23 protein-coding genes and 1 tRNA gene are annotated in these 25,541 nt (G+C 61.1%); 11 read left to right on the top strand and 13 right to left on the bottom strand.

Going from position 1 to position 25,541, the window contains the following annotated elements; genetic code table 11:
• Positions 1-96 precede the first annotated feature (96 nt).
• On the top strand, positions 97-1,044 hold the full coding sequence (locus RCO24_RS14075; RefSeq protein WP_308962961.1) for an NAD-dependent epimerase/dehydratase family protein: 948 nt from the start codon (positions 97-99) through the stop codon (positions 1,042-1,044).
• 5 nt (positions 1,045-1,049) lie between these two features.
• Here the strand turns inward: RCO24_RS14075 and RCO24_RS14070 are convergent, their stop codons facing one another.
• Complete coding sequence (locus RCO24_RS14070) at positions 1,050-2,048, bottom strand: glycosyltransferase family 4 protein (protein WP_308962960.1); 999 nt, start codon at positions 2,046-2,048, stop codon at positions 1,050-1,052.
• Between the two features lie 186 nt (positions 2,049-2,234).
• Between RCO24_RS14070 and modB the strand changes: the two genes are divergently transcribed.
• Positions 2,235-2,933: a molybdate ABC transporter permease subunit gene (gene modB, locus RCO24_RS14065; protein WP_308962959.1), complete on the top strand. Its 699-nt coding sequence runs from the start codon at positions 2,235-2,237 to the stop codon at positions 2,931-2,933.
• Positions 2,930-4,024 carry a molybdenum ABC transporter ATP-binding protein gene (modC, locus tag RCO24_RS14060; RefSeq protein ID WP_308962958.1) on the top strand — a complete coding sequence of 365 codons (1,095 nt, stop codon included), beginning with the start codon at positions 2,930-2,932 and terminating at the stop codon, positions 4,022-4,024. The genes modB and modC overlap by 4 nt, the downstream gene beginning before the upstream one ends.
• A 14-nt stretch (positions 4,025-4,038) precedes the next feature.
• On the opposite strand, the gene RCO24_RS14055 is transcribed toward modC, so the two are convergent.
• From RCO24_RS14055 to RCO24_RS14040, 4 genes are all read right to left on the bottom strand, one after another.
• Positions 4,039-4,917 carry a glycosyltransferase gene (locus tag RCO24_RS14055; protein WP_308962957.1) on the bottom strand — a complete coding sequence of 293 codons (879 nt, stop codon included), beginning with the start codon at positions 4,915-4,917 and terminating at the stop codon, positions 4,039-4,041.
• A complete protein-coding gene (locus RCO24_RS14050) occupies positions 4,914-6,053 on the bottom strand; it encodes a polysaccharide pyruvyl transferase family protein (protein WP_308962956.1) in 1,140 nt (379 codons plus the stop codon). Before RCO24_RS14050 ends, RCO24_RS14055 begins: the two co-directional genes overlap by 4 nt.
• 42 nt (positions 6,054-6,095) lie before the next feature.
• A complete protein-coding gene (locus RCO24_RS14045; protein WP_308962955.1) occupies positions 6,096-7,214 on the bottom strand; it encodes a nitroreductase family protein in 1,119 nt (372 codons plus the stop codon).
• Positions 7,215-7,304: 90 nt separating this feature from the next.
• A complete protein-coding gene (locus RCO24_RS14040; RefSeq protein WP_308962954.1) occupies positions 7,305-8,729 on the bottom strand; it encodes a lipopolysaccharide biosynthesis protein in 1,425 nt (474 codons plus the stop codon).
• A gap of 185 nt (positions 8,730-8,914) precedes the next feature.
• Here RCO24_RS14040 and RCO24_RS14035 point away from each other — a divergent pair, with 185 nt between their 5' ends.
• On the top strand, positions 8,915-9,907 hold the full coding sequence (locus RCO24_RS14035; protein ID WP_308962953.1) for a glycosyltransferase family A protein: 993 nt from the start codon (positions 8,915-8,917) through the stop codon (positions 9,905-9,907).
• 45 nt (positions 9,908-9,952) lie between these two features.
• Here the strand turns inward: RCO24_RS14035 and RCO24_RS14030 are convergent, their stop codons facing one another.
• Positions 9,953-11,902: an acyltransferase family protein gene (locus RCO24_RS14030; protein WP_308962951.1), complete on the bottom strand. Its 1,950-nt coding sequence runs from the start codon at positions 11,900-11,902 to the stop codon at positions 9,953-9,955.
• 309 nt (positions 11,903-12,211) lie between these two features.
• Here RCO24_RS14030 and RCO24_RS14025 point away from each other — a divergent pair, with 309 nt between their 5' ends.
• From RCO24_RS14025 to RCO24_RS14010, 5 genes are all read left to right on the top strand, one after another.
• Positions 12,212-13,768 (top strand): hypothetical protein, encoded by a 1,557-nt coding sequence (locus RCO24_RS14025; RefSeq protein ID WP_308962949.1) that lies wholly within the window; start codon positions 12,212-12,214, stop codon positions 13,766-13,768.
• 91 nt (positions 13,769-13,859) lie between these two features.
• On the top strand, positions 13,860-14,576 hold the full coding sequence (locus RCO24_RS19275) for an FkbM family methyltransferase (RefSeq protein WP_374990966.1): 717 nt from the start codon (positions 13,860-13,862) through the stop codon (positions 14,574-14,576).
• A 99-nt stretch (positions 14,577-14,675) separates the two neighbouring features.
• Positions 14,676-15,497, top strand: coding sequence for a glycosyltransferase family 25 protein (locus RCO24_RS19270; RefSeq protein ID WP_374990965.1), 822 nt, complete (start codon positions 14,676-14,678; stop codon positions 15,495-15,497).
• 243 nt (positions 15,498-15,740) lie between these two features.
• Complete coding sequence (locus tag RCO24_RS14015) at positions 15,741-16,973, top strand: hypothetical protein (protein WP_308962945.1); 1,233 nt, start codon at positions 15,741-15,743, stop codon at positions 16,971-16,973.
• Positions 16,974-17,394: 421 nt separating this feature from the next.
• A complete protein-coding gene (locus RCO24_RS14010; protein WP_308962944.1) occupies positions 17,395-18,306 on the top strand; it encodes a hypothetical protein in 912 nt (303 codons plus the stop codon).
• 320 nt (positions 18,307-18,626) lie between these two features.
• Here the strand turns inward: RCO24_RS14010 and RCO24_RS14005 are convergent.
• The 3 genes from RCO24_RS14005 to RCO24_RS13995 form a co-directional block, all read right to left on the bottom strand.
• A tRNA-Phe gene (locus RCO24_RS14005) sits at positions 18,627-18,702 on the bottom strand.
• Between the two features lie 200 nt (positions 18,703-18,902).
• Positions 18,903-19,154, bottom strand: a complete 252-nt coding sequence (locus RCO24_RS14000; RefSeq protein WP_308962942.1) for a DNA gyrase inhibitor YacG — start codon at positions 19,152-19,154, stop codon at positions 18,903-18,905.
• Between the two features lie 7 nt (positions 19,155-19,161).
• Positions 19,162-19,908 carry a Maf family nucleotide pyrophosphatase gene (locus tag RCO24_RS13995; RefSeq protein WP_308962940.1) on the bottom strand — a complete coding sequence of 249 codons (747 nt, stop codon included), beginning with the start codon at positions 19,906-19,908 and terminating at the stop codon, positions 19,162-19,164.
• A gap of 273 nt (positions 19,909-20,181) precedes the next feature.
• Between RCO24_RS13995 and RCO24_RS13990 the strand changes: the two genes are divergently transcribed.
• Together RCO24_RS13990 and RCO24_RS13985 are read left to right on the top strand one after the other, a co-directional pair.
• The gene (locus RCO24_RS13990) at positions 20,182-20,877 is read left to right on the top strand and encodes a Crp/Fnr family transcriptional regulator (RefSeq protein WP_308962938.1); all 696 of its coding nucleotides are present in this window, start codon (positions 20,182-20,184) and stop codon (positions 20,875-20,877) included.
• Between the two features lie 214 nt (positions 20,878-21,091).
• Positions 21,092-22,399, top strand: a complete 1,308-nt coding sequence (locus RCO24_RS13985; protein WP_308963203.1) for an adenylate/guanylate cyclase domain-containing protein — start codon at positions 21,092-21,094, stop codon at positions 22,397-22,399.
• Positions 22,400-22,412: 13 nt separating this feature from the next.
• Here RCO24_RS13985 and RCO24_RS13980 read toward each other — a convergent pair whose 3' ends face one another.
• The 4 genes from RCO24_RS13980 to RCO24_RS13965 all read right to left on the bottom strand — a co-directional run bounded on the left by RCO24_RS13980 (position 22,413) and on the right by RCO24_RS13965 (position 25,450).
• On the bottom strand, positions 22,413-22,874 hold the full coding sequence (locus tag RCO24_RS13980) for an arsenate reductase ArsC (RefSeq protein WP_308962936.1): 462 nt from the start codon (positions 22,872-22,874) through the stop codon (positions 22,413-22,415).
• A gap of 3 nt (positions 22,875-22,877) precedes the next feature.
• Positions 22,878-23,384: a UPF0262 family protein gene (locus RCO24_RS13975; RefSeq protein WP_308962934.1), complete on the bottom strand. Its 507-nt coding sequence runs from the start codon at positions 23,382-23,384 to the stop codon at positions 22,878-22,880.
• Between the two features lie 3 nt (positions 23,385-23,387).
• Complete coding sequence (gene hisD, locus RCO24_RS13970; RefSeq protein WP_308962932.1) at positions 23,388-24,686, bottom strand: histidinol dehydrogenase; 1,299 nt, start codon at positions 24,684-24,686, stop codon at positions 23,388-23,390.
• Between the two features lie 320 nt (positions 24,687-25,006).
• Positions 25,007-25,450 carry a DUF2948 family protein gene (locus RCO24_RS13965; RefSeq protein ID WP_308962931.1) on the bottom strand — a complete coding sequence of 148 codons (444 nt, stop codon included), beginning with the start codon at positions 25,448-25,450 and terminating at the stop codon, positions 25,007-25,009.
• Positions 25,451-25,541 lie beyond the last annotated feature (91 nt).

The following is a 25,541-nucleotide window of genomic DNA, read 5'->3' as shown; positions in this document are numbered from 1 at the left end:
AAGGCCCAAGACCCGGCGCCTGAAAAAATACTATAGTGCGATGTGACACGGCCCCCAACGGCGACGCAAGGCTCCAGGCACGACGGAACTCTTTGAATGCGAATACTGGTAACTGGAGCCGCCGGTTTTGTAGGGGTGGCCGCTTGCAAGGCTTTGTCGGAGAGCGGGCATCGCGTCACCGCCGTGACGCGGTCGCCGACCGCAACGCCCTTGGCTGCCGAGCGCATAGCGGTGCTGGGCGATTTGACCGGCGCGACCGACTGGAGCGACGTGTTGGTCGGTATCGATGCCGTCGTACACCTGGCGGGCCGCGCCCACGTCTTGAACGACGATGCGCGCGAAGCCGAGCGCCTCTACAGGCAGGCCAACGTCGAGGTGCTCGAGGGCTTGGCGCGGGCCGCAGTCGCTGCGGGCGTGAAACGCCTGGCGTTTGCAAGCTCGATCAAGGTCAACGGCGAGGAGACCTTCGGCGTGCCCTTTTCGGCAGATAGGCCTCCCGCGCCAGAGGACGCCTACGGAAAAAGCAAGTTGGAAGCCGAGCAGCGCCTCCGAGAAATTGCTGGCACCGCCATGGAATGGGTCATTCTACGGCCACCGCTGATGTATGGGCCCGGCGTTCGCGGCAACATGGCGCGCCTGTACGCGATTGCCGACCGCGGTTGGCCGGTTCCGTTCGGCTCGATCCGGAATGCACGCGATCTGCTCTATGTCGGATCTTTCGCGGATCTGATCGTCCGAGCCGTCTCCGCGCCGGCTGCGGCGAACCGGGTTTTCCTGGCGCGGGACGGCGAACCGCTGTCCACGCCGGATCTTTTCCGCAGCATCGCCGGCGCCCTGGGCAAGCGCCCAATTCTACTGCCGTGCCCGGTGTCGATGCTGGAGTTAATCGGCCGTCTCACCGGGCGCACGGCGGAGGTCCGCCGTCTCACCGGCAATCTGGAGATCGACGACGGCGAAACGCGCCGTTTGCTGGCGTGGGAGCCTCGCGTCAGTGCGGGCGAGGCCATGAAGCTCACGGCCGATGGATACCGGTCCCGCCAATAAGAGGTTTAGACGGCCCGAGCCGGATCGCGCGAAAAGGCGTCCCAATGCCGGTCGATGAGGGTCATCAGCGCCGCATAGGCCGCCCCCCAGAACCCGAGCATTAAGCCAACCGCCACAGGCCCCCAGTCGCGGGCCAAAAGTGCGCTCACTCCCACGGCCCCCATCAGCACATAGCTCGCCAGCGCGGTGCCGCGATGGCCGAGCCCCATGCGCAGTGCCCGCTGGTAGTAGTGCGTCTTGTGCGCCTGGGTGAGCTTCTCGCCGCGCCGGAACCGCTTGATCAGCGTCACGGTGGCGTCTGCGATAAAGGGCGAAAACACCAGCGCGGGAAACCAGACCGGCCAGATCCCGCTCTGCCATCCGACGATGCCGAGCGCCGCTGCCAGGAAGCCGAGCGGAACGGAGCCCGAGTCGCCCATGAAGACGCTCGCCTTGTGGAAGTTCCAGACCAGGAACCCGCCGGCGCCCCCCGCGATCGAGGCTGCAATCACAGCAAGCGCCTCCGCTTGGGGCGCCTCGGCCGGCGCGTAGATCGCGGCAATGGCGTAGGCGCCGAATCCGGCGACCGTCATTCCCCCCGCGAGGCCGTCCGATCCGTCCATGAAATTATAGAGGTTCGCCATCCAGATCAGCGCCCCGAACGCGAGCGGCAGCAGCCACAAGGGTCCCGCGTAGTAAAGCGCGAGAAAGAGCACGGCGGCGGCGATCTGCACGAAGAGGCGCGTCATCACCGGCAGGCCGACTCGGTCGTCCGCGAACGTCACGACGCTGAGCAGGCCCGCGAGCGCCACGAGCCCCCACAGCCCCGAGGGCGCGAGCAGCACGCATCCGATACTGGCAGCGCTGAGTAAGCCGAGACCGCCGGTTCGCGGCACCGGAGCGACATGGAGCGAGCGTTCATTAGGCATATCGAGCGCGCTTTGGGAGAAGCGGCTGAGCGCCAGCAGCCGGACGAGGGCCACGGCGGCCACGAAGCTCAGCACTGCCGGAATGATCGCTTTCAACCGCCGCTCCCCACCGCTTTCGCAATTCGGTATATCAAGCGCCGCTCGATCAACAAGATCAATTGCTTGCCCGAACAGAAAGCCATGTGCAACTTTGCCCCGGTCCGGAGCGTCGCCTAGAGCTGCCAAGAGCCATAGGCGAAGCAATGCTCGAGCTCAGGACGCTCGAATCGAGAAGTTGGGAATATGTGGACGATCACGCCAGACGAGTTCACGGCCATAAAGCTCTCGCTGCGCGTGGCGACGGTGGCGACGCTCGCGAGCCTCCCCCTCGGCGTGCTGGTGGCCTATTTGCTGTCGCGGGGAAACTTCCGCGGCAAGATCCTGCTTGATGGCCTCGTCTACCTGCCGCTGGTCCTGCCGCCGGTGGTGACCGGATACATTCTGCTGATCCTGTTTGGCCGCCGTGGGCCGCTCGGCGCATTCCTCGAGCAGACCTTCGGCCTGGTGCTGTCGTTCCGCTGGACAGGCGCCGCGTTGGCCGCCGCCGTGATGGGGTTCCCGCTCATGGTGCGGGCGATCCGCCTCGCTATGGATACGATCGATAGCCGAAGCGAAGACGCCGCGGCCACGCTCGGTGCCTCTCCGGCCTGGGTGTTTCTTACGGTGACGTTACCCCTATCGCTACCTGGCATTATCGCCGGCGCCATGCTGGGCTTCGCCAAGGCGCTGGGAGAATTCGGCGCCACCATCACGTTCGTTTCGAACATCCCCGGAGAGACACAAACCATCCCGGCCGCGATCTACTCATACACACAGACGCCCGGCGGCGAGGAGGGAGCCTTCCGGCTGTCGCTGGTGGCGGTGGCGCTTTCGTTAGGCGCACTCATCGTGTCGGAGATCCTCGCGCGTCGTTCGAACCAGCGTAGGGCGGGTTACGAATGATCGAATTCTCCTGCCGTCTGTCGCGTCCTCGCTTCACCCTCGAAGCTGATTTCAATTGCCCGAGCGGTTGCGTGGCGCTGTTCGGCCCGTCCGGTTCCGGCAAGACGACCGTTGCCAAGCTGATCGCGGGGCTGGAACGCCCCCAAAGCGGCCGCATCGTCGTCGGCGATCGCGTTCTGCTTGATACCAACGCGGGCATCGACCTACCCGTCCACAAGCGCCGCGTCGGGCTTGTCTTTCAGGACGGGCAGCTTCTTCCGCATCTCTCCGTACGTCAGAACCTCGCCTACGGTCGCTATTTTTCACCGGTCGATGCGCGCGAAGTGCCGTTCGATGGCGTCGTCGAGCTGCTGGGTATCGGTCACTTGCTGGCGGCGAGGCCCGCAACCTTGTCGGGAGGCGAGCGCCAGCGCGTCGCAATCGGCCGCGCGCTTTTGGCCGCGCCACGACTGCTCGTGATGGACGAGCCGCTCGCCTCGCTCGACGCGGACCGCAAGCTGGAAATCCTCCCGTTCATCGAACGGCTGCGTGACGAGCTTTCGCTGCCGATCGTCTACGTCTCCCATGCACTCGAGGAAGTGGCGCGGCTTGCGACGGTCGTGGTTCGGATGTCGGAGGGGAGAATAGTCGCGCAAGGCCCGCCGACAGAGGTGTTCGCCGCAGCCCTACCGGAGAGCGCCGCCGACCGTTTCGAAGCCGTCTCGGTTCTAGCAGGAACCTCGCTGAAGGAACTGACCGCCTATGCGATGACGACGCTCGCCCATCCGGCTGGCGAGATCGCCGTTCCAGGCCTGTTCGGACCTCCCGGCCGCACGGTCCGCATGGCCATTCGCGCGACCAACGTCACGCTCGCGACCGAGAAGCCCCAGGGGCTCAGCGTCAGGACCACATTGAAAGGGCGGATCCACGCGATCGCAGTTGGCACCGGCCCGACGGCGCTGGTCACGGTCGAGCTTGATGGCGGGGACAAGATCTCGGCGTCGCTCACGCGCCTGGCGATTTCGGACCTCGGCCTCGACGTGGGGCGCGAGGTCTACGCGCTCGTCAAAGCGGTGTCGATCGACGAGCGCTCGGTCGTGATGCTGGGCTAGACCCTACGATCCTCTCAGCGCCTCCGGGGATTGCCGCCGAACGCGAGGCGGATGATCTCCGCGATTTGCACGATTGAAAGCGCGGACACGAGAGCGGCCACGCCGGGCTTTCGGTGCAACGGAATCGATGTGTTGCTAGCGACTATGGCAATGCGCTGCGCCCAGCCGAACGGAATTCCGGCCATATAGCGCAGCTTCGCGCGCTTGCCTTCGAGAAGCGCCCAATTCCCGCCGGTGGTGCGACGCCGTTTGTTGAGAAGCTCTGCCCAGCCGCCCCGAAAGGGATGCCGCACGACCATGTCACGCTCGTAAAGCAATGCTAGGCCGGCATCGAACAGACGGCGCGAAAGCTCGAAATCCGCTCCCGATTTGAGCTGCGCGTTGAAGCCGCCCGTTTTCCTCAGCACCGCAAGAGGGCTCATCCAGTTCGCCGTCGCGCAACGCCCTTTCCGAATTGTGGTCTCCTGATCGAAACTGAACGTCAGCTCGTAGAGCCGGCAGGTTTCGCTTTCAGAAGCCCTGCTGAAAAGCTCGATCCGCCCTCCGACAAGGCCAGCATCCGGGCGTTCGGAAAGGCGCGCAGCTCCTGTCTCGATCCATGTGGGATCCGGGACGCAATCCGCGTCCGTAAATGCGATGACGTCCCCAGCAGCGTGACGAAGTCCCAGGTTTCTCGCGCAATAGGAGCCGGGCTCGCGCTCGCTGAGCACCTTGATGTCAGCGAGGCGAGCCAGAATGTCGGGCGTGTCGTCCGATGAGCCGTTGTCGACGACGAGAATTTCGTAGCGCTCGCGCGGGTAGGACTGCGTACTCAACGCGGCGACACACTTTTCGATCTCGCCTGCGCCATTCCAGACCGGCACGATGACCGAAACAAACGGCGTTGTGCTCATGCTTGCCGCGCCTCGATCAACTCGATCACATCCTTCCACATCGTCTCGCTCAAACGGCGCTGGTGTACAGCACGGTCCGAAAGCGCCTGCAAAAAATCCCGATCGTGCACGGCAGCCGCGAGCGCTCCTATACGTTCGGACCAGGTCAATGGCTGTGTGAGCGAGATCATGAAATCCTCGCACCCATAGTCGGACATCAACTCGCGGTACTTGTGCGACCATCCGCATGCGAGCGCCGGTACCGCAGCGCTCAATGCACTCACGAGGGCGTGGAAACGAGACGAGATGACCGCAGAGGCGGCCCCGATGACGGCTTTGGTGACAAGCGCCTGGTCCTCGTCGATGAGTTCGAGAGGCGTGGAGAATTGACTGTTGAGAGCAGTTGCCAATGCCCGGTCACCGCTTCCCTCGTGCAACACGATCGCAACCGGAAAGCCTCGTGCCTGCAACTCTCGCACCGCTTGGGCCAGGAACGAGAGGTATTTTTTACGGCTCTCTTCGTCTCCTTGAACCACCCTCTCGTTTGGTACGATAAGCGCCGCCCCCTTGAGATGAGAAAGCCGGTCCGGAAGTTCGGGTTTTAGAAGGTTCGTGAAGTCCGGAGCTTGCTTGATATTCGTGGCATCAGGCGCAACAGCTTTTACGTACGCCATCGACACGCTGTCGCGAACGTAGGCGAGGTCGACCCCGCGAAGCGCCGCCCGGAAAGCCTCGGCCATGCCAGGTTTTTCGAAGGGGCCGACGGCTTGTGGAAGCAGGATCAGGCTTTTTCCTGCGCGCTTCCAGCCGGTTGCCGGACCTACGAGGCGTCGATTGAGTTTGCGCGGTCCCCAGTAGTCCCCGTAGGCGAACCCGGACGCATCGAGCCGAACGTCAATGTCCTTGGGGAGCAGCACGCCAAGTGGGCGCAGCAGGCGTGCGGGAACGAGCGAGGACCATTTTGAGAAATCGACGCGCCCCAGGTCGTTGGGCACCGTGGCCCAAAGGCCGTATTTGATCCTCTGGTCCGGCGGCCAGGTGAACGGAACTGCGAACCGCGCGTTTGGGAAGCGCGGAGCGAGCTGCGCCCGGATCGCCTCCAACATCAGCAGCGCGCCCTTGTTCGCGGGATGCACGCCGACGATCTCGATGTTCATGCGAGGTGCTCTATCGGAAAGACGGCCGGACATGCGTGAGACTCATTGGATCGATGTCTGCGTAGCCAGCGAATTGTAGGTCCGCAGCTCGTCTCGTCCTCGTTTCGCCGAGTAAGGAACTTGTCCGCTGGGATCGGGCCATCCGAAGGCGATTAGCATGATCACACGCTCGTCTTGCGCAAGCCCGAGAAGCTGCGCGATTTGCGTTTCCTGTGGGTTCTGGTCGGGCCAGTTGATCGTGCAGGAGGCAATGCCCATGCTTTCGAGGGCAAGCATGAACGACATCGCCGCCAGCGAGCCATCGATATATATCGCGTGTCTGTCCCGGGAGTGGGGATAGGCTCTCAAGCGGCCGATCACAACCGCGACCGCCGGAATTTGATCGGAGAAGCCTTTTGTTCCCATGGGAAGCTTGGCGACGCGTCTCGCCAACTCTTTGTCATCGAATATGCTGAACACGAACGGCTGTCGATTGCAGGCACTGGGCGCCTGGGCCGCCGCGTCGATTGCAAGATCGATCATGTCTCTCGGGACCGGCTTGTCGAGATACCAGCGAACCGATCTTCGCCGCCGGCACAGACTCATGAAAGCGTCGTAGCTGACGGGCGGCGGCGCCGCGATATCTCGCGCATACGGCACGGCATGCCCGAGAGGAATCGCGGCCAGCTTTGAAAAAATTTCATGCGCGTCCGCGATTTTCGGATCATCTTTCTGGACGACTGAAAAGTACTGTCCGAGGACGTCCGTCGCCCACGCAAGCTCGGGCGTTTCAGATCGATTGGTTCGTTCGAGCTCAAGATAGGCGTTGCGATAGCACCTGACGGTTTCGCCTATATAATCGGCAGCGAAACTGTCGCGGCGCGGCCGCATGATCAGGCCCTTTTCGAGGCGGTGAATATTGCGTCTGAGCAGGAAGTAGCTTGTCGCGGCTGCATCGTGATCAGCGTGATAGCGATGTTGTCCTGCCGCGACCGCTCGAGCTTCCCGGCCGAGCCCCCGATCGATGACAAACGCATAAAAAGCTGAGAACGCGTCGCTCTTCATCGCGCGCGCACGCAAGGTCTGTTGCAGCAGGCGCTGCTGGCGACGTCGAAAACCGGCTAGGGCTTGATACACCCGCACCGGCAGAATTCGAGATAATACTTGTCTTGCCAACGCCATGCGTCCTCTCGCCGAGCGAGCCAGCCTCGAGTAGGCCGGAATCTACCGATCGCGCCGGAGTCTACCGATCGCAAATGTGATCCTGCAAATTTATTTTAGGAAGTCAGGCGGGTCGCTCGCACGAATCCGCCACAGTTCTATCAACCCGGTCCCGATCAGGCCGAGGACGAGAAAACCGACCGCAGCAAGAGAATCAGCATCCGGCATAAAAGCATATTTCAATGCGAATGCAGCGATGATCGGGAGCTGGGCCGCAAGTGCGGCCAGAACCGTCTTGCAGACGGCGGCCAGCGTTGATCCGATGAGCCGGTCGAGCAAAACCTGCCGCAGGCAAACGGCGATCAGCTTTGTTGCTGCCGTTGCCGCCGCAGCGCCTTCGAGGCCAGCCCAATACGATCCTGCTACGATTGCGGGCAGGAGGAGTAGAAGGTTGGTCAGGATTGAAAGGGAGGTGTCGAGGCCCGGTTTGCCGATGGCCTTGTAAAGGGTCGAGGTGGTGCCTCCGGCGGTCTGGATCATGATCGACACGGCAAGGATCTGCATGACGCTCTCCATATCTCGCCACTCCGGGCCAAGAAGAACGTTTACGATCGCGTCGCTGAAGAAAATGCATGCGGTCATCATCGGAAAAATGACCCGGCAGTTCCACGTCAGCGTCCGGACATACCCGGTTCTGAGCGCATGGTTGTCGTGCTTGTTTATCGAGTAGTGAACGAACATCACTCGATTGAGCACTGACATGATGACCCGGCGCACGGTTTCGGTAAGATTGACCGCCAACCCGTAGATCGCGGCTTCCGAGGGGGTGAAGATGCGCCCTATGATCAACGTTCCGACGTTAGCGGTAATGGTGCCGACGACATCGTTGATAAAAACAAGGGTGCTATAGCCGAACAATTCGCCGATATGGCTTTTGTCGAGCTCGAGACGAAATTTCCAGCGCGCCGCGATTGTAAGGCCGATGGTCGAGATGATTTGGGCGACCCACAGCTGGACTGCGATCACCCAAACGTCCGCCGACACCCAAAGATAGAGCGCCGCGATCAGGATACTGATTCCGCTCGAGGCAACGCGAATGATCGCAAGATCTCTGAAACGGCGTTCGCGCGAGAGAAGCGCCGAAGAGACCGTCGCGAACGGAGCGCCGATCAGGGTGATAGCAAGGGCGGACGTGAGCGCCGATATCGTCGGGCTTTGATAGTACCACGCCAAAAACGGTGCCAGTCCGCCGATGGTCAAAAGGCACAGCACACCCGAAATGATGCAGGAAGCCGTGAAGCACGAGTTGATGAGCGATGGCGACAAAGTCTCCCTGTCCCGCTGGATGAGGGCGGCCGTGAGACCAAAGTTGTTGATCGCGGTTAAGATCGATATGAAAGCGAGCGCGATTGCGACAATACCGAATTGATCGGGTGCGAGGACGCGCGCTATTGCCAACCGGAACAGCAGTCCTAAACCGCTTGAGATCAGTGTATCGACCGCGGTCCACGTGGCGTCGGACTTCAGAGATTGCATGCGTCAGATCCCATGAGCGGGTTGCCCTGATTATCGAAAGTGACGCAGCGCAATCATCTGTATCTCCCTGGGCGTGTATTGCATTTGTCGGGGTCGAGTGCCAGCGTCAATGCGCCTGGGCAACCTGGGAAACCCATCAGAAAATTGAGCGGGCCAGGTTCGGGCAGCTTCGAAACGAGTGATTGATGACCGACGAAAGAGTGGCTGACGTAACCGTCGTCGTACCGGTGCTCAACAAGATGCCCGATCTGTTGCGCTGCGTGGCGTCGCTTGCGCGCCAAACCGTCCAGCCCGCCCAAGTGATTTTTGTCGATGATGGATCGACAGATGGCGGCGTGGAGTATCTGCGCCAGCTCGACTGGCCGAACGCCGTCGTTCTGACGCGCCCATCTCCAGGCCCGGGCGGGTATGCGGCGAGAAACTGCGCTGTCAGGCACGCCGTCACGGAGTGGATTTCCTTTCTCGACGCCGATGACGAATGGGACGCCGAGTATCTTCGCAACGTCGACGATTTGGCAAAAAATGCGCCGTCTCGCGTCGGCTGCGTTTTTACCGGCTACGCTCGGAGGCGGAAGGACGACACGCTGGTCGATCAGAAATATATGCGGCGCAACGATGCACAGGGCGTGCACGAGCTGAATTTCGAAGCTTTTATCGATGCCTGGCTGACTGACCGGGAATGTCCCATCTGGACCGGAGCAGCGAGTTTCCGCAGAACGGTCTTGCTCGAATCCGGGCTTTTTCCCGAGCATCGTTGCAAGCGCGGGGGAGACAAGGATCTCTGGCTTCGTGCGATGAACCTTGGAACCGCCCTCCATTGCAACAAAGCGCTCGCGACCTACAGAACCGACTCGACAAACATGGTCACGGTCAGTGTCGCGACGACCGAGCCGCATTGCATTACGAAAACAATCGAGATGCTGCTCGAAACCGCGCCGCCCGAACTCGGATCGCGGTTGCGCGAGTTATATAATCTCGAGGCATTCCTCTATGTGCTGCATGCCGCCCGCGCTGGGCGATTTGGCGGCGCTCCGCTGGACACGTTCTATGTCAGGGACAATCCGATCCTCTATGCCCTTTCCATGGTGATATCGAACCGAATGACGGCTCCGATCTGGCCCATCCTGGAATGGCTGAAACGCCAAGGCTCCCGCGGGCGAAAGGTCTCTGTGGGCTGAGGCCAGGCCGTCATCGCAGAGCCGAGCCTGAACACATGGGGCTGATTATTGGGCAGAGGCTTGCAATGCCGCCACGATGCGTTTCCCGAAGCGCCGTTCTCCGGAGGCGGACCAATGATCGGTGTCCTCCCAGTATACCGAGTGGCAATCATAGAGGTCGTGTCGGCTGTCGAACGGAACCGCCGCCAGCCCGGAGACGTACCGAAGACGTGGTTCTTCGGCCAATCGGGTCGTCAAGAACGCATCCAACGCCTGCCAAGTCCTCGATACGCTGTCATGAATCTCGATCTGGGCGTCCTCGCAGGCCATCGCGAACTTTTTGATTTTCATCGTATTCACGTGAGGCTCGAACCGAGGACCAAGCCAGGTGACGCGGGCACGGGTCGATAGTGTGTTGAGGTAGCGGATCGTTTGATCGATGGCATCGATGTCGGGTCGATAGACTGGAATGGCCCGCTTCCGAAAGAACGATCGGTCGCCGGGGTGGCCGTCGTCGTCCTGGATCATGTGAAAGCCGGCTTGGACGTAGATCACGTCGGAAATTGCCTGAGAGCGCCGTTCCAGGAAGGAAAGGAAACCGTCGTAGTGGCATTTGTCGGCGGGCGAATGCGGCCTGCATCCGCCCTGCGCAACTCCGAGGATGAACTTTCTATCCGACTGTGAGGCGATCGCGCCAAACACATCGGCGGCGTGGGAGTCTCCAAGGACAACGATCGCTTTCCCGTATTTTTCGAGACACGCGTCGAAGCGAGGTTCGAGTTCGGCCGAAACGGTTCTGAAGCTGAGGTGGCAATCGCCGTTGTCTCTCGGAACGGCGTTCTTGCCCTCGTTCCATATCGCGAGCTGACGCGAATCCCAGCTCGCCTGATAGAGGCGCGCATATCCGTCGCTGACCGTGCCAGCCATTCCGACAGAGAACAGAAAAACCGAGGCAGCGACCGCCACGGCAACAATTCCGCGGCGATCAATGGTCCCCCGTCTGAATGGCTGCTCCACATATCGCCAGCTCAGGAAGGCGAGTGCCAGCGTCGCCGCAATGAGCACTGCAAAGATCGGCAGGCCCGGTTCGGTGAGCGTGAGATGGCGCGCGAAGGCGAAAAGCGGCTGATGCCACAAATAGGCGCTGTAGCTGATCAGTCCGATGCCGACAGCGAGCTTGCTGCCGAGTAGCTGCCCCACGGCCGTTTGCGGGGCGCCGTAGTGAAGGACCAGCAGCGCGCCAGCCACGGGAACCACGGCATTCAATCCGGGAAACGCGACAGTCTGATCGAAGAAGAACACGGCAAAGACAATGAGCATTAGGCCTGCTGCGCCGCCGGCTTGGCTGGGCTGCGCGGGAAGGTTTCGCTGCTTCGTGAAGACGGCGAGGATCGCGCCCGCGAGAAGCTCCCAAGCGCGCGAGGTCGTAAGATAGAACGCCGCATGCGGGTCCGCCGAGACGCTGTATTGCGAGTAGGCGAGGCTTGCGGCGGCCGCGATCACGAGCGCCGGCAGGAGGAACGACTTGTGCCATCGCCAAAGCGCCCAAGCGGCGATCGGCAAAACCACATAGAACTGCTCCTCCACCGCGAGACTCCAGGTGTGGATCAGCGGCTTCAGCTCCGCGGCCGTCTCGAAGTATCCGCGTTGATCGTAGAAGTACGTGTTCGAGAGGAATGGAATGACGTGCGTGAGGCTGCGCGAGAAATCAAGCATGTCGTTGGGCAGCAGAACGAGCGGTGCGACTGCCGCGCTCGCCAGCAGCATCACGAACAGCGCAGGCAAGATGCGGCGGGCGCGTCGCTCGTAGAATTTTGCAAACGAGAATGTGTCGGACCTGAGTTCGCCGACGACGATCGAGCATATCAAATAGCCACTGATCACGAAGAACACGTCGACGCCGACGTATCCTCCGCTGAAGCCGGGAATCCCAGCATGGAAGAAAATGACCGACAGGACTGCGATCGCGCGCAATCCGTCGATTTCAGGTCTGTATCCCTCCGCGCTCCCCACCATGTCCCTCAAGTCGCGATCCGGGCGCCGATGATGCGGCAACGTCGGCGGAAAGTCGATCTATAAGCATGCGAAGGGAGGACCTCGCACTCAGATCCGCCCCGCCGATGAGATGTTGTGGATAGGCAATTGCGAAAAGACGCGCCTCCGGCTATTTGCAGCAGCCATGGCGCTGCGATATTCGTGCGTGCATGAGTTCACGCTCCGCCGCGCCACTGGACATCCAGCGCTATTGCGTGAATAGCGAACGCAAGCATCTCCAGCCGGTATGTGATGATGGCACCTCAGCAAGCAACGTCGACGTCCAGGTTCTTGCGCGATCACAGCACGTTTTTCCTGATATTGTTTCTGACCTTCACGATGAGACAGCTCCTATCGGGGCAGTCTTATTGGTATGACGAATTATTGTCCGTGTATCACTATGGGAACAAGCACGGATCGGTGTGGAGCGCGATCCAGGCGCTTGCCGAGAACTCGATCCATCCGCCGCTCTACCAATCTATTTTGTACGGTTGGATTGCCGCATTCGGCGATGGAGAAACGACAACACGCAATCTATCGAACTGGTATGTGGCCGGCGCAACAGTCTGTCTCTACGCTCTGGTTCTTCACACGCACGGCAAACGATTGGCGATAGCCGCTGCGTTGTTCTTTTCACTGATGTACATCCCGTTTCTCTATGCGATGGAAACGCGGTCCTATGCGCAGACGCTGTTTCTGGTGACGCTGTCGTCTCTGCTGATGTTCCGCTATATGCGGAGCCTGTTGGAGGCCGGCAGAAACACGCTCGTCGTCAATCGGTGGTTTGCCGCGCTCTCCGCAGTTAACCTGGCCCTGCTCCTCACCCACTATTACAACGTCTTTTTCCTCGCCGGTCAGGGCGTCTTTTTCGCGATCTGGTTTCTCTTTCGATATCGCCTATCTGTGGGCTCTGTCCTCAAGCTTGCCGGCTTCGGTCTCACGCCTGTCTTCCTTTTGGCGATCGTCTGGGGACCGGTGATGGCGCGGTCCTATCGAAGCTATGGAGACGAAGGGGCTTACGCGGTCGAAGCAACAGCGCCGGCCCACTCTCCCTGGATGATGCTCGTAGATCTGGTCGTTGAGCAGAACTTCAAGTTCCCAGGTCTCGTGCTGCTTGCATTCGGCGGTCTGGTCGTCTTGGTCATTGCGCTGTCGATTAGGAGGTTATGGCACTCCGGCTATCGTTCTCGCGATGTGGCCAACCTGTATTTCGTCGCCTGGTTGGTCCTTCCGATCGTTTTCGCTTACGTCGCTTTCTGGCTGTTTGAGCAGGAACGCTATCGCCCGCGCTACTTCGCGTTCTGTACGCCTCCACTCGCGGTGCTATTGGGCCTGGCAACCAATCTGGTACTGGGGCGGCTGGCTCGCTGGCAGCCTCGCGTCGGGCGCGCGCTTGTCGCCTCTCCGGTACTGGTCGCTCTGCTCGTAGCTGCAATTTTCGTATTGCCGGGGACGAAGCGCGCCGCCGCTTTCAAGAAAACCGACCATCGCGGTATCGCCCAGACGATCGATACGCTGGTTCGGGGAAGTCCAGGCAAGCGCTACCTCGTATACGAAGTGTGCCCAAAGCCGACATTGGACTATTACTTCGCGCGGATAAAATCTCCAGCCACTGTTCGGGATCATCCGAGCAGAAAGCAGGAAGCGGCTGGTCATTTCGAACTGGAAAATCAGAAGGACGAGATCAGAGGCTATGACTATCTCGTGCTGGCATTTACCCATGACACGGCGCCCGCGTTCCCAAAATTGATCGGCTATCTGACCGACAATTATCAGCTCGAACACACCTTCCTCAGCAAGGCGGGGCGTGGGATCATGATCTTCCGGGTCAAGTCGAGCCCCAATTGACCCGGTCTATGAAGATCTGAAACTACTGTGCAATCAGCAAGCTGTTTGCACTGCGCTCAACCTCGAAAATCACGTCCGGGTATCGGAAAATATGAAGTCGCTTATCAAGAGAGTTCGGGCGTTCGGAAACGCGCGGCGTGGAGAAGCCAAAATTGCCGGTATCCGGCTGCCGATCGACACTCGCGTCATGTCGCCAAAAATTCAGCTCGTCCTGGGCAAAGGCGCCTACGAGCAGCAGGAAGCCGAAATAACGGCAGCCGTCGTCAAGCCGGGCGAGACGATTGTGGAGCTCGGCGCCGGACTTGGTTTTGTTTCGACCTATCTGCGGAAAAAGACGTCTGCCGGAAAGATCGTCTGCGTAGAGGCAAACCCGGATCTGGTTCCGTACATTGCGCAGGTTCACGAGCGCAACGATGCGAGAGACATCACGATCCTCAACGGCGTCGTGCTGAGCGACGTATCCAGTAGCTCGGTGCCGTTCTACTGCAGAAGAGATTTTTGGATGAGCTCCATGGAGCCGAGCGATGCGCCGTTCGATCGCGTCGTGGAAACGCCTGCTCTTGATTTTTCGCAGTTGCTGAGCACCCACCAGCCGAGCATCCTGACCCTCGACATCGAAGGGGGAGAGCTCGATCTTCTGACGTCGGCGAAAACGCTCGATCCGCTGCGCGCCATCGTCGCCGAGTTGCACCCGGGCGTGTACGGGAGCCGGGGCGTGTCGCAACTCACAAAATCGCTGGAACGGTTTGGCTTCGTCGAAAAGCCTGGCTCCTCCACGGGAAGAGTTCGCACCTACCTCCGCCAGTAGGCTGATGCCGCAGCCGGGCAATAACAAAGCATCTTTAGGAATTTGACTTCGCATGCCGGCGCTCCCAAATGCCCAGCACGCTTTGTCGTGAGGGGCGATATGAGTGCGATAGCCTGCCGGCCAACTGTATTTTACATCAATCGCGATATCGACTTGCCCCGTCGAGAACGGATCGAACAAAATTTCGCTGCATGCCGGATGGAGGCAGAGCGAGTTCCCGGCGTTAACGGCCGGGATCTCCCGGGGGATCTTCACAGGCTCTTTCCGCCATCCAGATTGAAGAATGGCGAAGTGGGCTGCTACGCAAGCCATGTGCTGGTCTGGCAACAAATTGTCTCGCGTGACTTGCCGTACGCACTCGTGCTCGAAGATGACGCGAAATTCGATGAGTCCGCGATCGCGTTGGTTGGCGATTGTCTCGCGAACTTGCCGGAAGGATGGGACTATGTGCATCTCGATGGCCGGCCAAGACGTAAAAAGTTCGCGTATCGGCCGATATTCAAACTGCGAGATGATCGCCATCTCGTCAGGTATGTGCGAATTCCTGACGGCACCGTCGCTCAGCTGGTCAGCAATCGCGGTGCAAGAAAGCTCCTCAAAGATGTTCCAAGGAACAATCCTGTCGACGTAGATGTCAGGATGCCGTGGCGTTGGGGTCTGGATATCTATGGCGTTTCCCCGGCTCCCTTCGATCAGGCCGAGTTCAGTTCCGCGATACACACCCTCGGCGGGAACTCACGCCACAAGAGTTGGAGCGGAAGCGGTTATCGCTCTCCGTCGTCGTTCCTATACAATCTCAAAAAGCTCGGCCCCTATTGGTGGTCTCGCTGTGCTCTGGAAATGGCAGCCCAGAAGCTAGTCCGATCGACGTGGCGGCGCCGGCCTACCGCCGGAAAACGAAACGTCTCAGCAGCTCCGTAAGAAGGCAGCTGCTGCTCCGCAAAACGGTCGCGCAGGGATCGGTCGCGCCGAGAGGCTGTCGTGCGTCCTCGCGCCGACGCGGCCAGCCGCCACGCGCTCCAATGACAGCACGCTCCTCATTTGTCAGATAGCTGTTGATCTGTCGACTGCGCATATAGCATTCTGATTTTTGGGGTGTGGGCGTCATCTCCTGAGGCAGTGTTCAATTCTTGAGACGCCCGATCAATCGGGGTTGTGTGCGTCATGAAAATTCGTTTTGCGTTTGAGTATGTTTGCGTTTTTGTCGTGTCGCTTGGCGTAAAGGCACTAGCGGCAAGTGTCATTGTTCTCTCCATATTGGCATTCTCCTCGGCCGTCCTTGCCCAGTGCGCGCCCGTAAGCCCAGTGAGCGACAACTTTGCTGACGGGCCGGGCGCGTCGGCTCAGGCCTATCGTGCAACGGCACTTGGTGCCGGGGCCGTTGCGAGCTGTGAAAATTCGGTGGCGCTTGGTGCATTTGCCACGACAAGCGGTGGACCGGGCGGCGGCACCGCAATCGGCGCACTCTCGTCAACAACAGCGCCCAATGCGACTGCAGTAGGCCTCAGCGCTACGTCCACAGGCTTTCACGCGTCAGCACTTGGAGCAGGATCTCTCGGACAAGGCTTTGCGTCTGTTGCTTTGGGAACGAGCGCAAAAGCGCTGCACGATTATTCCGTTGCTATCGGACACGGCGCCCAAACAACGGCCGACAATCAAATGATGTTCGGCACATCAACGTCGAGCTATGTGCTTGCTGGACTTGGCACCGGCGGTGCGCCGATGTTCGTGACGATTGATGCGAACGGAAAACTCTCCACCGCGGCTGGATCCGGGGGCGCAATAACCGTTATCGATGATTTAACAACAGGGGGATCTAGCGCCGCGCTATCTGCAAACCAAGGCATCATCCTCGCGGGCCTAGCAGCAAGTGCCCAGAACGTTGCAAATTCGGCTGCCGCATCGGCAGCCAACGCACAATCAACAGCCACAGCGGCTGCAGCAACAGCAAGCGGCGCTCTCCAGCGCACCGGAGGCGCGATGACAGGGGCAATCAACATGGGTGGGCATGCTGTGACGAATGTCGCGTCTCCCACCGATGCGTCTGATGCGGCGAACAAAGCCTACGTCGATAGCCAAATTTCAGGCATCGGCGGAGAGATATCTGCCCTTCAATCGGAAGTCAGTGGCCTCCACAAACGAGACGCTGAGCTTGCCGAGGGAATTGCGATTGCAATGGCGGTTGCGGCGCCGACGTTCTTGCCCGGACAAACGTTTGCGGTCCGCGTTGGCTGGGGCAATTTTGATGGCTCGCATGCCGTGGGAGTTTCCGCCGCCGGAGTCGTTGCAAGGAACACCTTTGGTCCAGGCACGAGTATCATGGTCGACGGAGGTATTGGCACCGGCGCCGGCCAAGGCGTCGCTGCTGGTCGCGCAGGTATGACGCTTGGCTGGTAACGAACCAGTATTCAGAATTTTGAATTGCAGCGTTGTGAGCTAGCGAGGGCGCTCGTGCGAGCCGGGGGCTCTGAGGGAGGCTGGCTATTTTTGAATCTTGAGAGGGTGAGAATGGTGTCCAGGGGGTGAATGCCGCCCTGTACGCGCAGCCCATTGATTTAGAACAAGTATTTAGCTCGCAGTTTTGCCGTGTGTAACACCGCCGTGTGCTGTCCGGCAACCTTTAAATAGTGAAGCGAGAGTAGGGCGGACGCTCTTGTCGAGCACCGCTGCCTGGGCGGCACGGCCGGCGTCACCCAATCGCAACAGAGCACCAAATAGTCTCTCGACGGACCAATGCTACCTATCCAGCCTCTCTGTTACCTGATCAGATCAGATCGGTTCTGTATGCGTACCGTGGGTGAGTGTTTTGCGTTCAATATTGAAGCTTGCGTTGATGCTTTCTGCGACACTTGTAGCGAACAACGCCTTCGCAGAAGGGCCGGCTGTCTCGGGACCCAACGGCAAGTTCAGCGTTGAAGGTGGCGCATTTGACGGCGACTCTTCCTTCCTCGCGCTCGGCAGCTATTCAATCCCCCTTGCCCCATCCATTGGATTTCAGGTCGACGGTGCAGTCGGTTCGATTGACGGCGAGACTATGGGTGGTGGTGGCGCACATCTTTTTACGCGAGATCCGTCCCAATACCTCTTCGGCATCTACGGCAGCTATCACACCTGGGACTCAATCGATATCTGGCGGGTAGCGGTGGAAGCCGAGCTATACCTCGGTCGCTTCTCGCTCACGGGTATAGCAGGCTTCGAGGGTGTAGATGTCCCAACCACATCGGGCGGATTAGTCGTTCTTACACAGGACGACGAGCACGCGTTCACTCACATCGACTTGGCCTATTACCCAACCGATAACTTCAAGATTTCAGGCGGCTATCGCTACCTCAATGAAGTGAGCTTCGCGTCAGCAGGCGCGGAGTTTCTGTTCGATGCTGGCGACGTTCCGATGTCGCTATTCGCGCGCGGAGATTTTGGCGATGACGACTACACAGCGGTGACGGGCGGCCTGAAGATCTACCTTGGCGCTGACCGCAACAAGTCGCTCATTCAGCGTCATCGCACCGACGATCCCGACAACTACACGCCGGTGTTCCCCAAGCTTGTCACGGAGAAACCTGGATCTGGCGAGACGCCTATTTGCGCGGTCAACGGAAGCGTCGGTGGCGTCCCAGTAACGAGCCCCGCAAATGGGGAATGCACATGTCCTTCTGGAACTGGCCTGGAAGGCTCGCCACCCAACAACGCCGGTGGCGGCACTTTCCTCTGCTTCGGCGTGCCAACTTAAACGGTAACCCAAGTCTGTCCGAGGAGACGGATTTTTATTGTAGCTCGCCGTTTGCCGTCTCGCACTACTGCGGGCTTTCGATAGACATTTCCATAGTCCCCTCCTGCTCCAACTTACCGAACCAGCGCGACGCTCTCGACTTGTTCCCGCCGAAGAGTTGTCCGACCGGATCGAAGTCCAATAGCTCATCTTTCCGGGCGCGGCGGTAACGCGAAGCGAGCGGGAGCATGCGCTTCCGCTAGGTCATTACAAGATCATGACATGGGTGGTGTTTGCCGATGATCAGCGGAGCGGGAGACCGGCTAAGGCGCTGATAAGAATGGTGCCCAGGGGGTGAATTGAACACCCGACACTGCGATTTTCAGTCGCATGCTCTACCAACTGAGCTACCTGGGCTTTTTGCTTCGAGGCCCACGGCCTGGAGCAGGCCGCCGTCGAAGCTCGCGCTTTATAGAGTGCTTCCGGAAAAGTGTGAAGCAGTTTTCCTTCAGAAGAACGACAAACTTGGTGGGGGCTCCGGGTTACCTGACGCGACTGCCTGAAAAGAGGCTGCAGAGGGCTATTCAACTCTCGAGAAAGCATTGCAGGCCGGTGGGTTAGGAGGCTTCGTCGGAACCCTTCCCGCGGTCGAGCGTCCCGGTCTCCTTGGCGAAGCCTTCATCGCCGTCCTCGTCCGCGCCCGATTGGCCGCCCGCGATGACATAAGCCCCCGACACCCACCGACCGAGGTCGATGTCGGCGCACCGGGGCGAGCAGAACGGCCGCACCGAATGCACGGCCGGTTTTCCGCAGATCGGGCAGCGTCCGGCGGCGGCGCCGGGCACGGTGTTGTCGTTCGAGGCATTCATTCTGCGATCATTCAGAGTCGACCTCTGCCGCTCTCAGCCAGTTGAAATGCACCGGGAACCCTTCGCCTATCAAAAGGCTGACCACCTCGGTGAGCGGCAACCCGACGACATTCGTATAGGAGCCCGTGATCGTGCGCACGAAACAGCCGGCGAGCCCCTGGATCGCGTAGCCGCCGGCCTTGCCGCGCCACTCTCTTGAAGCGATGTAGGCTTCGATCTCGGATTTCGCCAGATGCTTGAAGCGCACGCGTGTGTCGACGATCTTGGTGCGAACCTTGTCGTCGGGCGTGATCAGGCAGATGCCGGTCAGCACGCGATGGGAGCGCCCGGAAAGCCGCTCCAGTGTGGCGACGGCCTCCTCGATATGCTCGGGCTTCCCGAAAACGCGCCGGCCGACCGAAACCACGGTATCCGCCGCCAGAATGTAAGCTCCGGCGATATCCGTATCGTTGGCGATCTGGTCGCGCGCGGTCTCCGCCTTGGATCGGGCGAGTCGCGAGGCGAGCGCGCGCGGCATCTCGGCGGTCCGCGCGGTTTCGTCGATACTGGCTGGGCGCAGCGCGTCAGGCACGATCCCGGCCTGAGCGAGCAGCATCAACCGCCGCGGGCTGGCGCTGGCGAGAACCAGTTTAGGCGCACCCGGCGGCCCGCCCTCACGGGCGCGCTCGCGAGTAAGCTCGCGGCGCAGCGTCTCGCGGCGAGGGCTGTCCGTACGTTTGAAGGAGGAGAGAAAGGCGGCCTTGACGGAGGTCATGTCTGCTAGCCGATGATGAGAGACGGGCGATGGGGCTACGAACGCACACCGGATCGATCAATCGCGGCAACTTTGACGGCAAAAGGGCCGCTAACGTTAAGGCCCGACGGTGGCGACGAGGCTGACGATGCCAAAACCGGTCCGAAAGCGGCGCCGTCCCCCGTAAACACGGCCGGAGAATGCAGAGAGCCCTCGTGAAAAGCAAGAAGCACGTTGCCATTCCGTCCCCAACCCGCGAAAATCCCCGCCGACATGCGACCGTCGGAGAACGGGATGATAGCCAAGGATGCGCTCCTCGAAGTGCTGGGAAAAACATCGCTGTTCGGCCCGCTCGAGGAGGCCGACAGAAAAGCCGTGGTTCAGGAGATGCGCGAGACGTCGTTCGACGGCGGCCAGTCCATCTTCGCGCGGGGCGACGCCGGCCGCGATATCTATCTCGTGACTGGCGGACGTGTCCGGCTTTCGGTTCTGACCTCCGAAGGCCGTGAATTGTCTTTCGCTCACGCCGAGCCCGGCCAGATCTTCGGCGAGATCGCGGTCCTCGACGGTGGCGTGCGCACGGCCGATGCCACGGCCGTCACCAAGGTCACCGCCCTCACTCTGTCCAAGGCAGCGCTCACCCGTTTGATCGAGCAGCGCGCCGTCGTGCGCGAGGCCGTGATCAAGTTCCTATGCAACCGGGTGCGTGAAGCCGACCATCAGATGGAAGGCATCGCCCTCTATCCGATCGAAGTGCGTCTCGCGCGGTTTTTCCTGGCTGCGGCCCGGCAGAAGGGCGAGTTCAAGCCCGGCGCCAAGATTGTCCTCGATTTGCCGATTTCCCAGAGCGAGCTGGCGCTCCTTATCGGCGCGAGCCGTCCTAAGGTAAACGCGGCCCTCGCCATGCTCGAGGACACCGGCGCGATAGAGCGCAAGGAAAGCCGTTTCACGTGCGACATCGACGAGCTCGAAAACATCGCGGGCGCCTGACGTCGCACTGCGGCCAGGGCTGAAGTCCTGGCCGTTGTCTCTTGGGAGATAGCCGGGACCTCCCGTATCGCGCGATAGCGCTGGCCCATCGTTTTCCTCTTTCCGGGCCAGGTCGCTGCCGTCACGCATGGAACATCCCGATTCAAATCAGCGCGAACGTGATCTAGGCTCCGGACACTCGCATGTGTCTGGGAGGCTGGCGACCGTGTCGCGGATGAAAGAATCTGGCGCTGGGCTGGCCGCTCGCTTCGCGAGGGGGTTCGAACGTCTGGATTTGTCGCGCCGTCTGGCCGGGGTGGGGCCCTGGCTCGCACGCCTCGTCGAGGCCGGTACGCAAGGCTATCCGCCCGAGACCAAGCGCCGGCTCATGATTTTGAACATGATCGCCTATCTGATCGTGGTCACGACACTGATCTATGCGGTGCAGCAGACGTTCCTCGACTACGATCGCTATTGGCCGATCATTCACATCAACTACGCGCTCGTCGTCATCATTGCGGCCGTGCCGTTCGTCCACCGTTTCGGCCCCGTCGCCGCGGCCTTGCTGATTCTCGTAAGCGAATGCACGGCGCTCTTCGCGTTGACCTCCTATCTCGGTCGCGAATCGGGACTGCACATCCAGTACGTCGCCTTCTCGGCGGGTGCGTTCGTCGTGTTCGGCCTCGGCCGCTTGTGGCTCGTCGTTCCGTCGATCGCGGCCGCCCTCATCCTGCATCTCCTATGCTGGTTCTGGTTTCCGCAGGCGAACGCGGCCATCGGGGTCGAGCAGGAGGTGCTGGACGCGCTCTACATGCAGGCCGCGATTACGACATTCGGCATCATTGCTGCCGCCGTCTTCTATGCATTCCGCCTGGCCGAGAACGCCAAGGCCGAGACCGACGCGCTCCTGCGTAACATCCTGCCCGATACGATCGTCGAGCGCCTGAAGGCGAAGCCGACGGAGGCCGTCGCCGATACGTTCGCGGAAGCTTCGATCCTGTTCGCGGACATCTCGGGCTTCGTCCCGCTCGCCCGCCGTCTCGGCGCCAACGAGACGGTGACGCTGTTGAACACGCTGGTCACGATGTTCGACGCGCTCGCCGAACGTCACGGCGTCGAGAAGATCAAGACCATCGGCGATGCCTACATGGTAGCCTCTGGCGTTCCCGAACCCGTTCCGGATTTCGCGGCCCGTTTGGCGCGCATGGCGATCGATATGCAGGATGCGGTGCGAGAGCTTCGCGCCAGCACCGGTTACGAGATCGACATGCGAATGGGGCTGGCGACAGGCCCCGTCATGGCCAGCGTGATCGGGCGCCAGAAGTTTAGCTACGATATCTGGGGAGATGCCGTGAACCTCGCGGCAAGGCTGGAAAATACGTCGGTCCCCGGGCGCATTCATTTGTGCCCCGTCACGCGCGAAAGGCTCGGCGATGCGTTCGAGGTGGAGCCTCGTGGCGCCATCGAAATCAAGGGCGTCGGCAAGCAGGACACCTGGTTCCTGATCGCCGCCCGTGCTCCGGCCATCACCAAATCCGCGTAAGCCGGTCCGGCCGTCAAACCGTCGGGCCGCCGCTCGCCGGCAGAAAGCGCTGCTTGATTTTCTGGAACAGGGAATCGCGCACCGAGCGATAGGTCGCGAGAATTTCGTCCCGCCCCGCACTATCGAGAACGGCCGTGGCGTCCGGCGTCGGCCAGTATTCGATCTCGGCCGGCACCACCCGCGTCAGTTCTAGCCCATGGTGATGGGCTTCCGGCGAGAGCGTAATGATGAGATCGAATGTTTCGACCTCCGCATCCTTGAGCGAGGCCGGCTCGTGATCGGAGATGTCGATGCCGATCTCATCCATCACGGCCACAGCATAGGGGTCGAGCAGGCCGGGGCGAACGCCGGCCGAGGCCACGTGAATGCGCTGTCCCAGAAGATGCTGGAGAATCGCGGCGGCCATCGGGCTGCGCACGGCATTCATGGCGCACGCGAACAGCACCGCCTGAGGCCCGTCGCCCTCGCCCGCCACGCGTCACCCCTTCCAGTGCAGGGCCGAGATCAGCGTGAAAAGACGGCGCGCCGTATCAAAATCGATTTTGACCTTGCCTTCCAGGCGCTCCACCAGCACGCGGCTGCCTTCGTCGTGTAGCCCCCGCCGACCCATGTCGATGGCCTGGATACGCGAAGGCTGCGCGGTGCGGATCGCCTGGTAGTAGCTGTCGAGCACCAGGAAGTAGTCCTTCATGATGCGCTTGAAGGGCGTGAGCGAAAGATAATGCGCGACGACCGGCTCGTCCGACGTCTGCGCCGCGCTATACACGGTGAGCGCCAGGCGGTCGTCGACGAGCCCGATCGTGAGCTTGTAGGGCCCGTCGTCGCGGCCCTCGAGCTCGAACGAATTTCCGTCGAGCAGATCGTAGATCGCGACCTCCCGCTCATGCTCGATGTTGGCGTTACCGCGCGCGATGGAGCCGGAATCGAGAATGATCTCGCTGAGACGATTGTTGGTCTGAACGGTCTCCGTCGAAGCCTGGTCCATACCTTAGCCCTTCTGAGAAAGTCGGATTTCTACGGATCGTCTGTGCGCTTCCAGCCCTTCGGCGCGTGCGAGCGTCATGGCGGCGGGCGCGAGCTTGCCGAGCGATCCTTCGTCGAGTTTTAGGATCGAGGTGCGCTTCAGAAAATCGAGCACACCGAGACCCGATGAAAAGCGGGCGCTGCGCGCGGTCGGCAGCACATGGTTCGATCCGGCAACATAGTCGCCGATGACCTCAGGCGTATAGGCGCCAAGGAACAGCGCGCCCGCGTTGCGAATCCGGGAACCCAGTTCGTCGGGGTCGCGGGTCGCGATCTCGAGATGCTCTGCCGCGATGCGGTCCGCGAGAGCGGGCGCTTCGTCGAGCGATCCGACGACGATCACCGCCCCGAAGTCGCGCCAGCTTGCGCCCGCGATGTCGGCTTTCGGGAGCTGCTGCACCTGGCGCAGTACGGCCGCCTCGACGGCATCGGCAAATGCGACATCGTCGGTCATCAGGATCGATTGCGCGGCCGTATCGTGCTCCGCCTGCGCCAGCAGATCAGCCGCGATCCAATCCGGATCGTTGTACTTGTCGGCGATCACCAGCACTTCCGAAGGCCCGGCGATGCTGTCGATGCCGACCGTCCCGAACACCTGCCGCTTGGCGGCGGCCACATAGGCATTGCCGGGGCCGACGATCTTCGCGACGGGCGGGATGGTTTCGGTACCGTACGCGAGCGCGGCGATGCTTTGCGCCCCACCCACACGATAAACTTCTTCCACGCCCGCGAGTTTCGCGGCCGCCAGCACCAGCGGGTTCAGCTCCCCGCGCGGCGACGGCACGACGATCACGAGGCGCTCGACGCCCGCCACCTTGGCCGGGATCGCATTCATCAGCACCGAACTCGGATACGACGCGAGCCCACCCGGAACATAGAGCCCGGCCGACTCGACGGCCGTCCAGCGATGGCCGAGCGTCACGCCGAGCGCATCCCGATACGTCTCGCTCGAAGGCAGATGGCGCATGTGGTGATCGGAGATCCGGTCGCGCGCGAAGGCGAGCGCCTCGAGCGTCTCCGGGCTGCACGCACGGACGGCCGCCTCGATCTCGTCCTTGGAAACGCGGATGCCGAGCTTTCCGAGGTCGACGGAATCGAATTTCTGAGACAGCTCGATGAGCGCCTTGTCGCCCCGCTCGCGGACGTCGGCCAGGATCGCGCGCACGGCGAGATCGACGTCAGCCGAGGCCTCCCGTTTGGTCAAGAGAAAGGCTTCGAAGCGGGACGCAAAATTCGGCTCGGATGACGTCAGCCGCTGGGGCATCGAGAGCTCCGGTGTCAGAGTGCTTCCGGAATTGCGGGTTTCGGTTGTCCGGCCGGAAGCACGTTACTGCGAAAGATTAGGGTGTCGGAGCGATTCGAAGAACAGCGGAAACACCCGAGAAACCTCGTCGCGAGGCCCCATGAGTTGGGCCCTTATAAGCTACGGATGCCTAAGGGGAAAGCGCGCTAGTGTCTCAATTCCGAAGTTCGCCATTCCGAAGTTCGGCTGTGCCCTCGAATTGCTCCGGAGCGCTTTTCCCAATCATCGCACGAGCGCCACAGGAGGTTCCCGTATTCGTGGCCCGATTGGCGCAATGCCCCTCAATCCTCGGCGTGCTGGGGCTTGCTGCGGGTAGCCCACGCCGCGCCCAGGTCGGTAAGGGCTGCCTCCACGCACTCCACATCGAGCCGCACTGCCCCGCCGCCGGCGAACGAGAGCGTGATGACGCCCTGCGGCGCCTCGGTCTCTTCGAACGTCAGGGTTAAAAGCGAGAGCACCTGATCCTTGTTTTTGAGGTCGATCCCGGAGACTTTCGCGCCGGTTACGTGCTCGATGCGGGCGCCTGCCCGACGGCGAACGAAGCGGCCCGGCTTTTTGCCTTCTTGAGCCGACTGGCTCCAATCGAAACGATTGGCGACGATGGCAAAGCGCCGTTCAGCCTTGACGTACGCCATGTCTTCGACACGCAACACGGCGTCCTGCAAGTGAGCGGCGATCACCGCAAGATCCTCAGCATCGAAGGCTATGAGCTTGAGGTCGGTCATGAAGGCGACGTCCCGTTGCGGATCCTGGAATACGGCGAGAGATAACGGGAGCCGTTGCCGCACGCAAGGTATGCCCGCGCAGCCGGAGCGG

The sequence above is a fragment of the Hyphomicrobium sp. LHD-15 genome, from assembly GCF_031157355.1.
Classification (GTDB): Bacteria; Pseudomonadota; Alphaproteobacteria; order Rhizobiales; family Hyphomicrobiaceae; genus Hyphomicrobium_C.
Note: the sequence above shows the minus strand (reverse complement) of the source record. Positions and strands in the feature narration are given on the sequence as shown.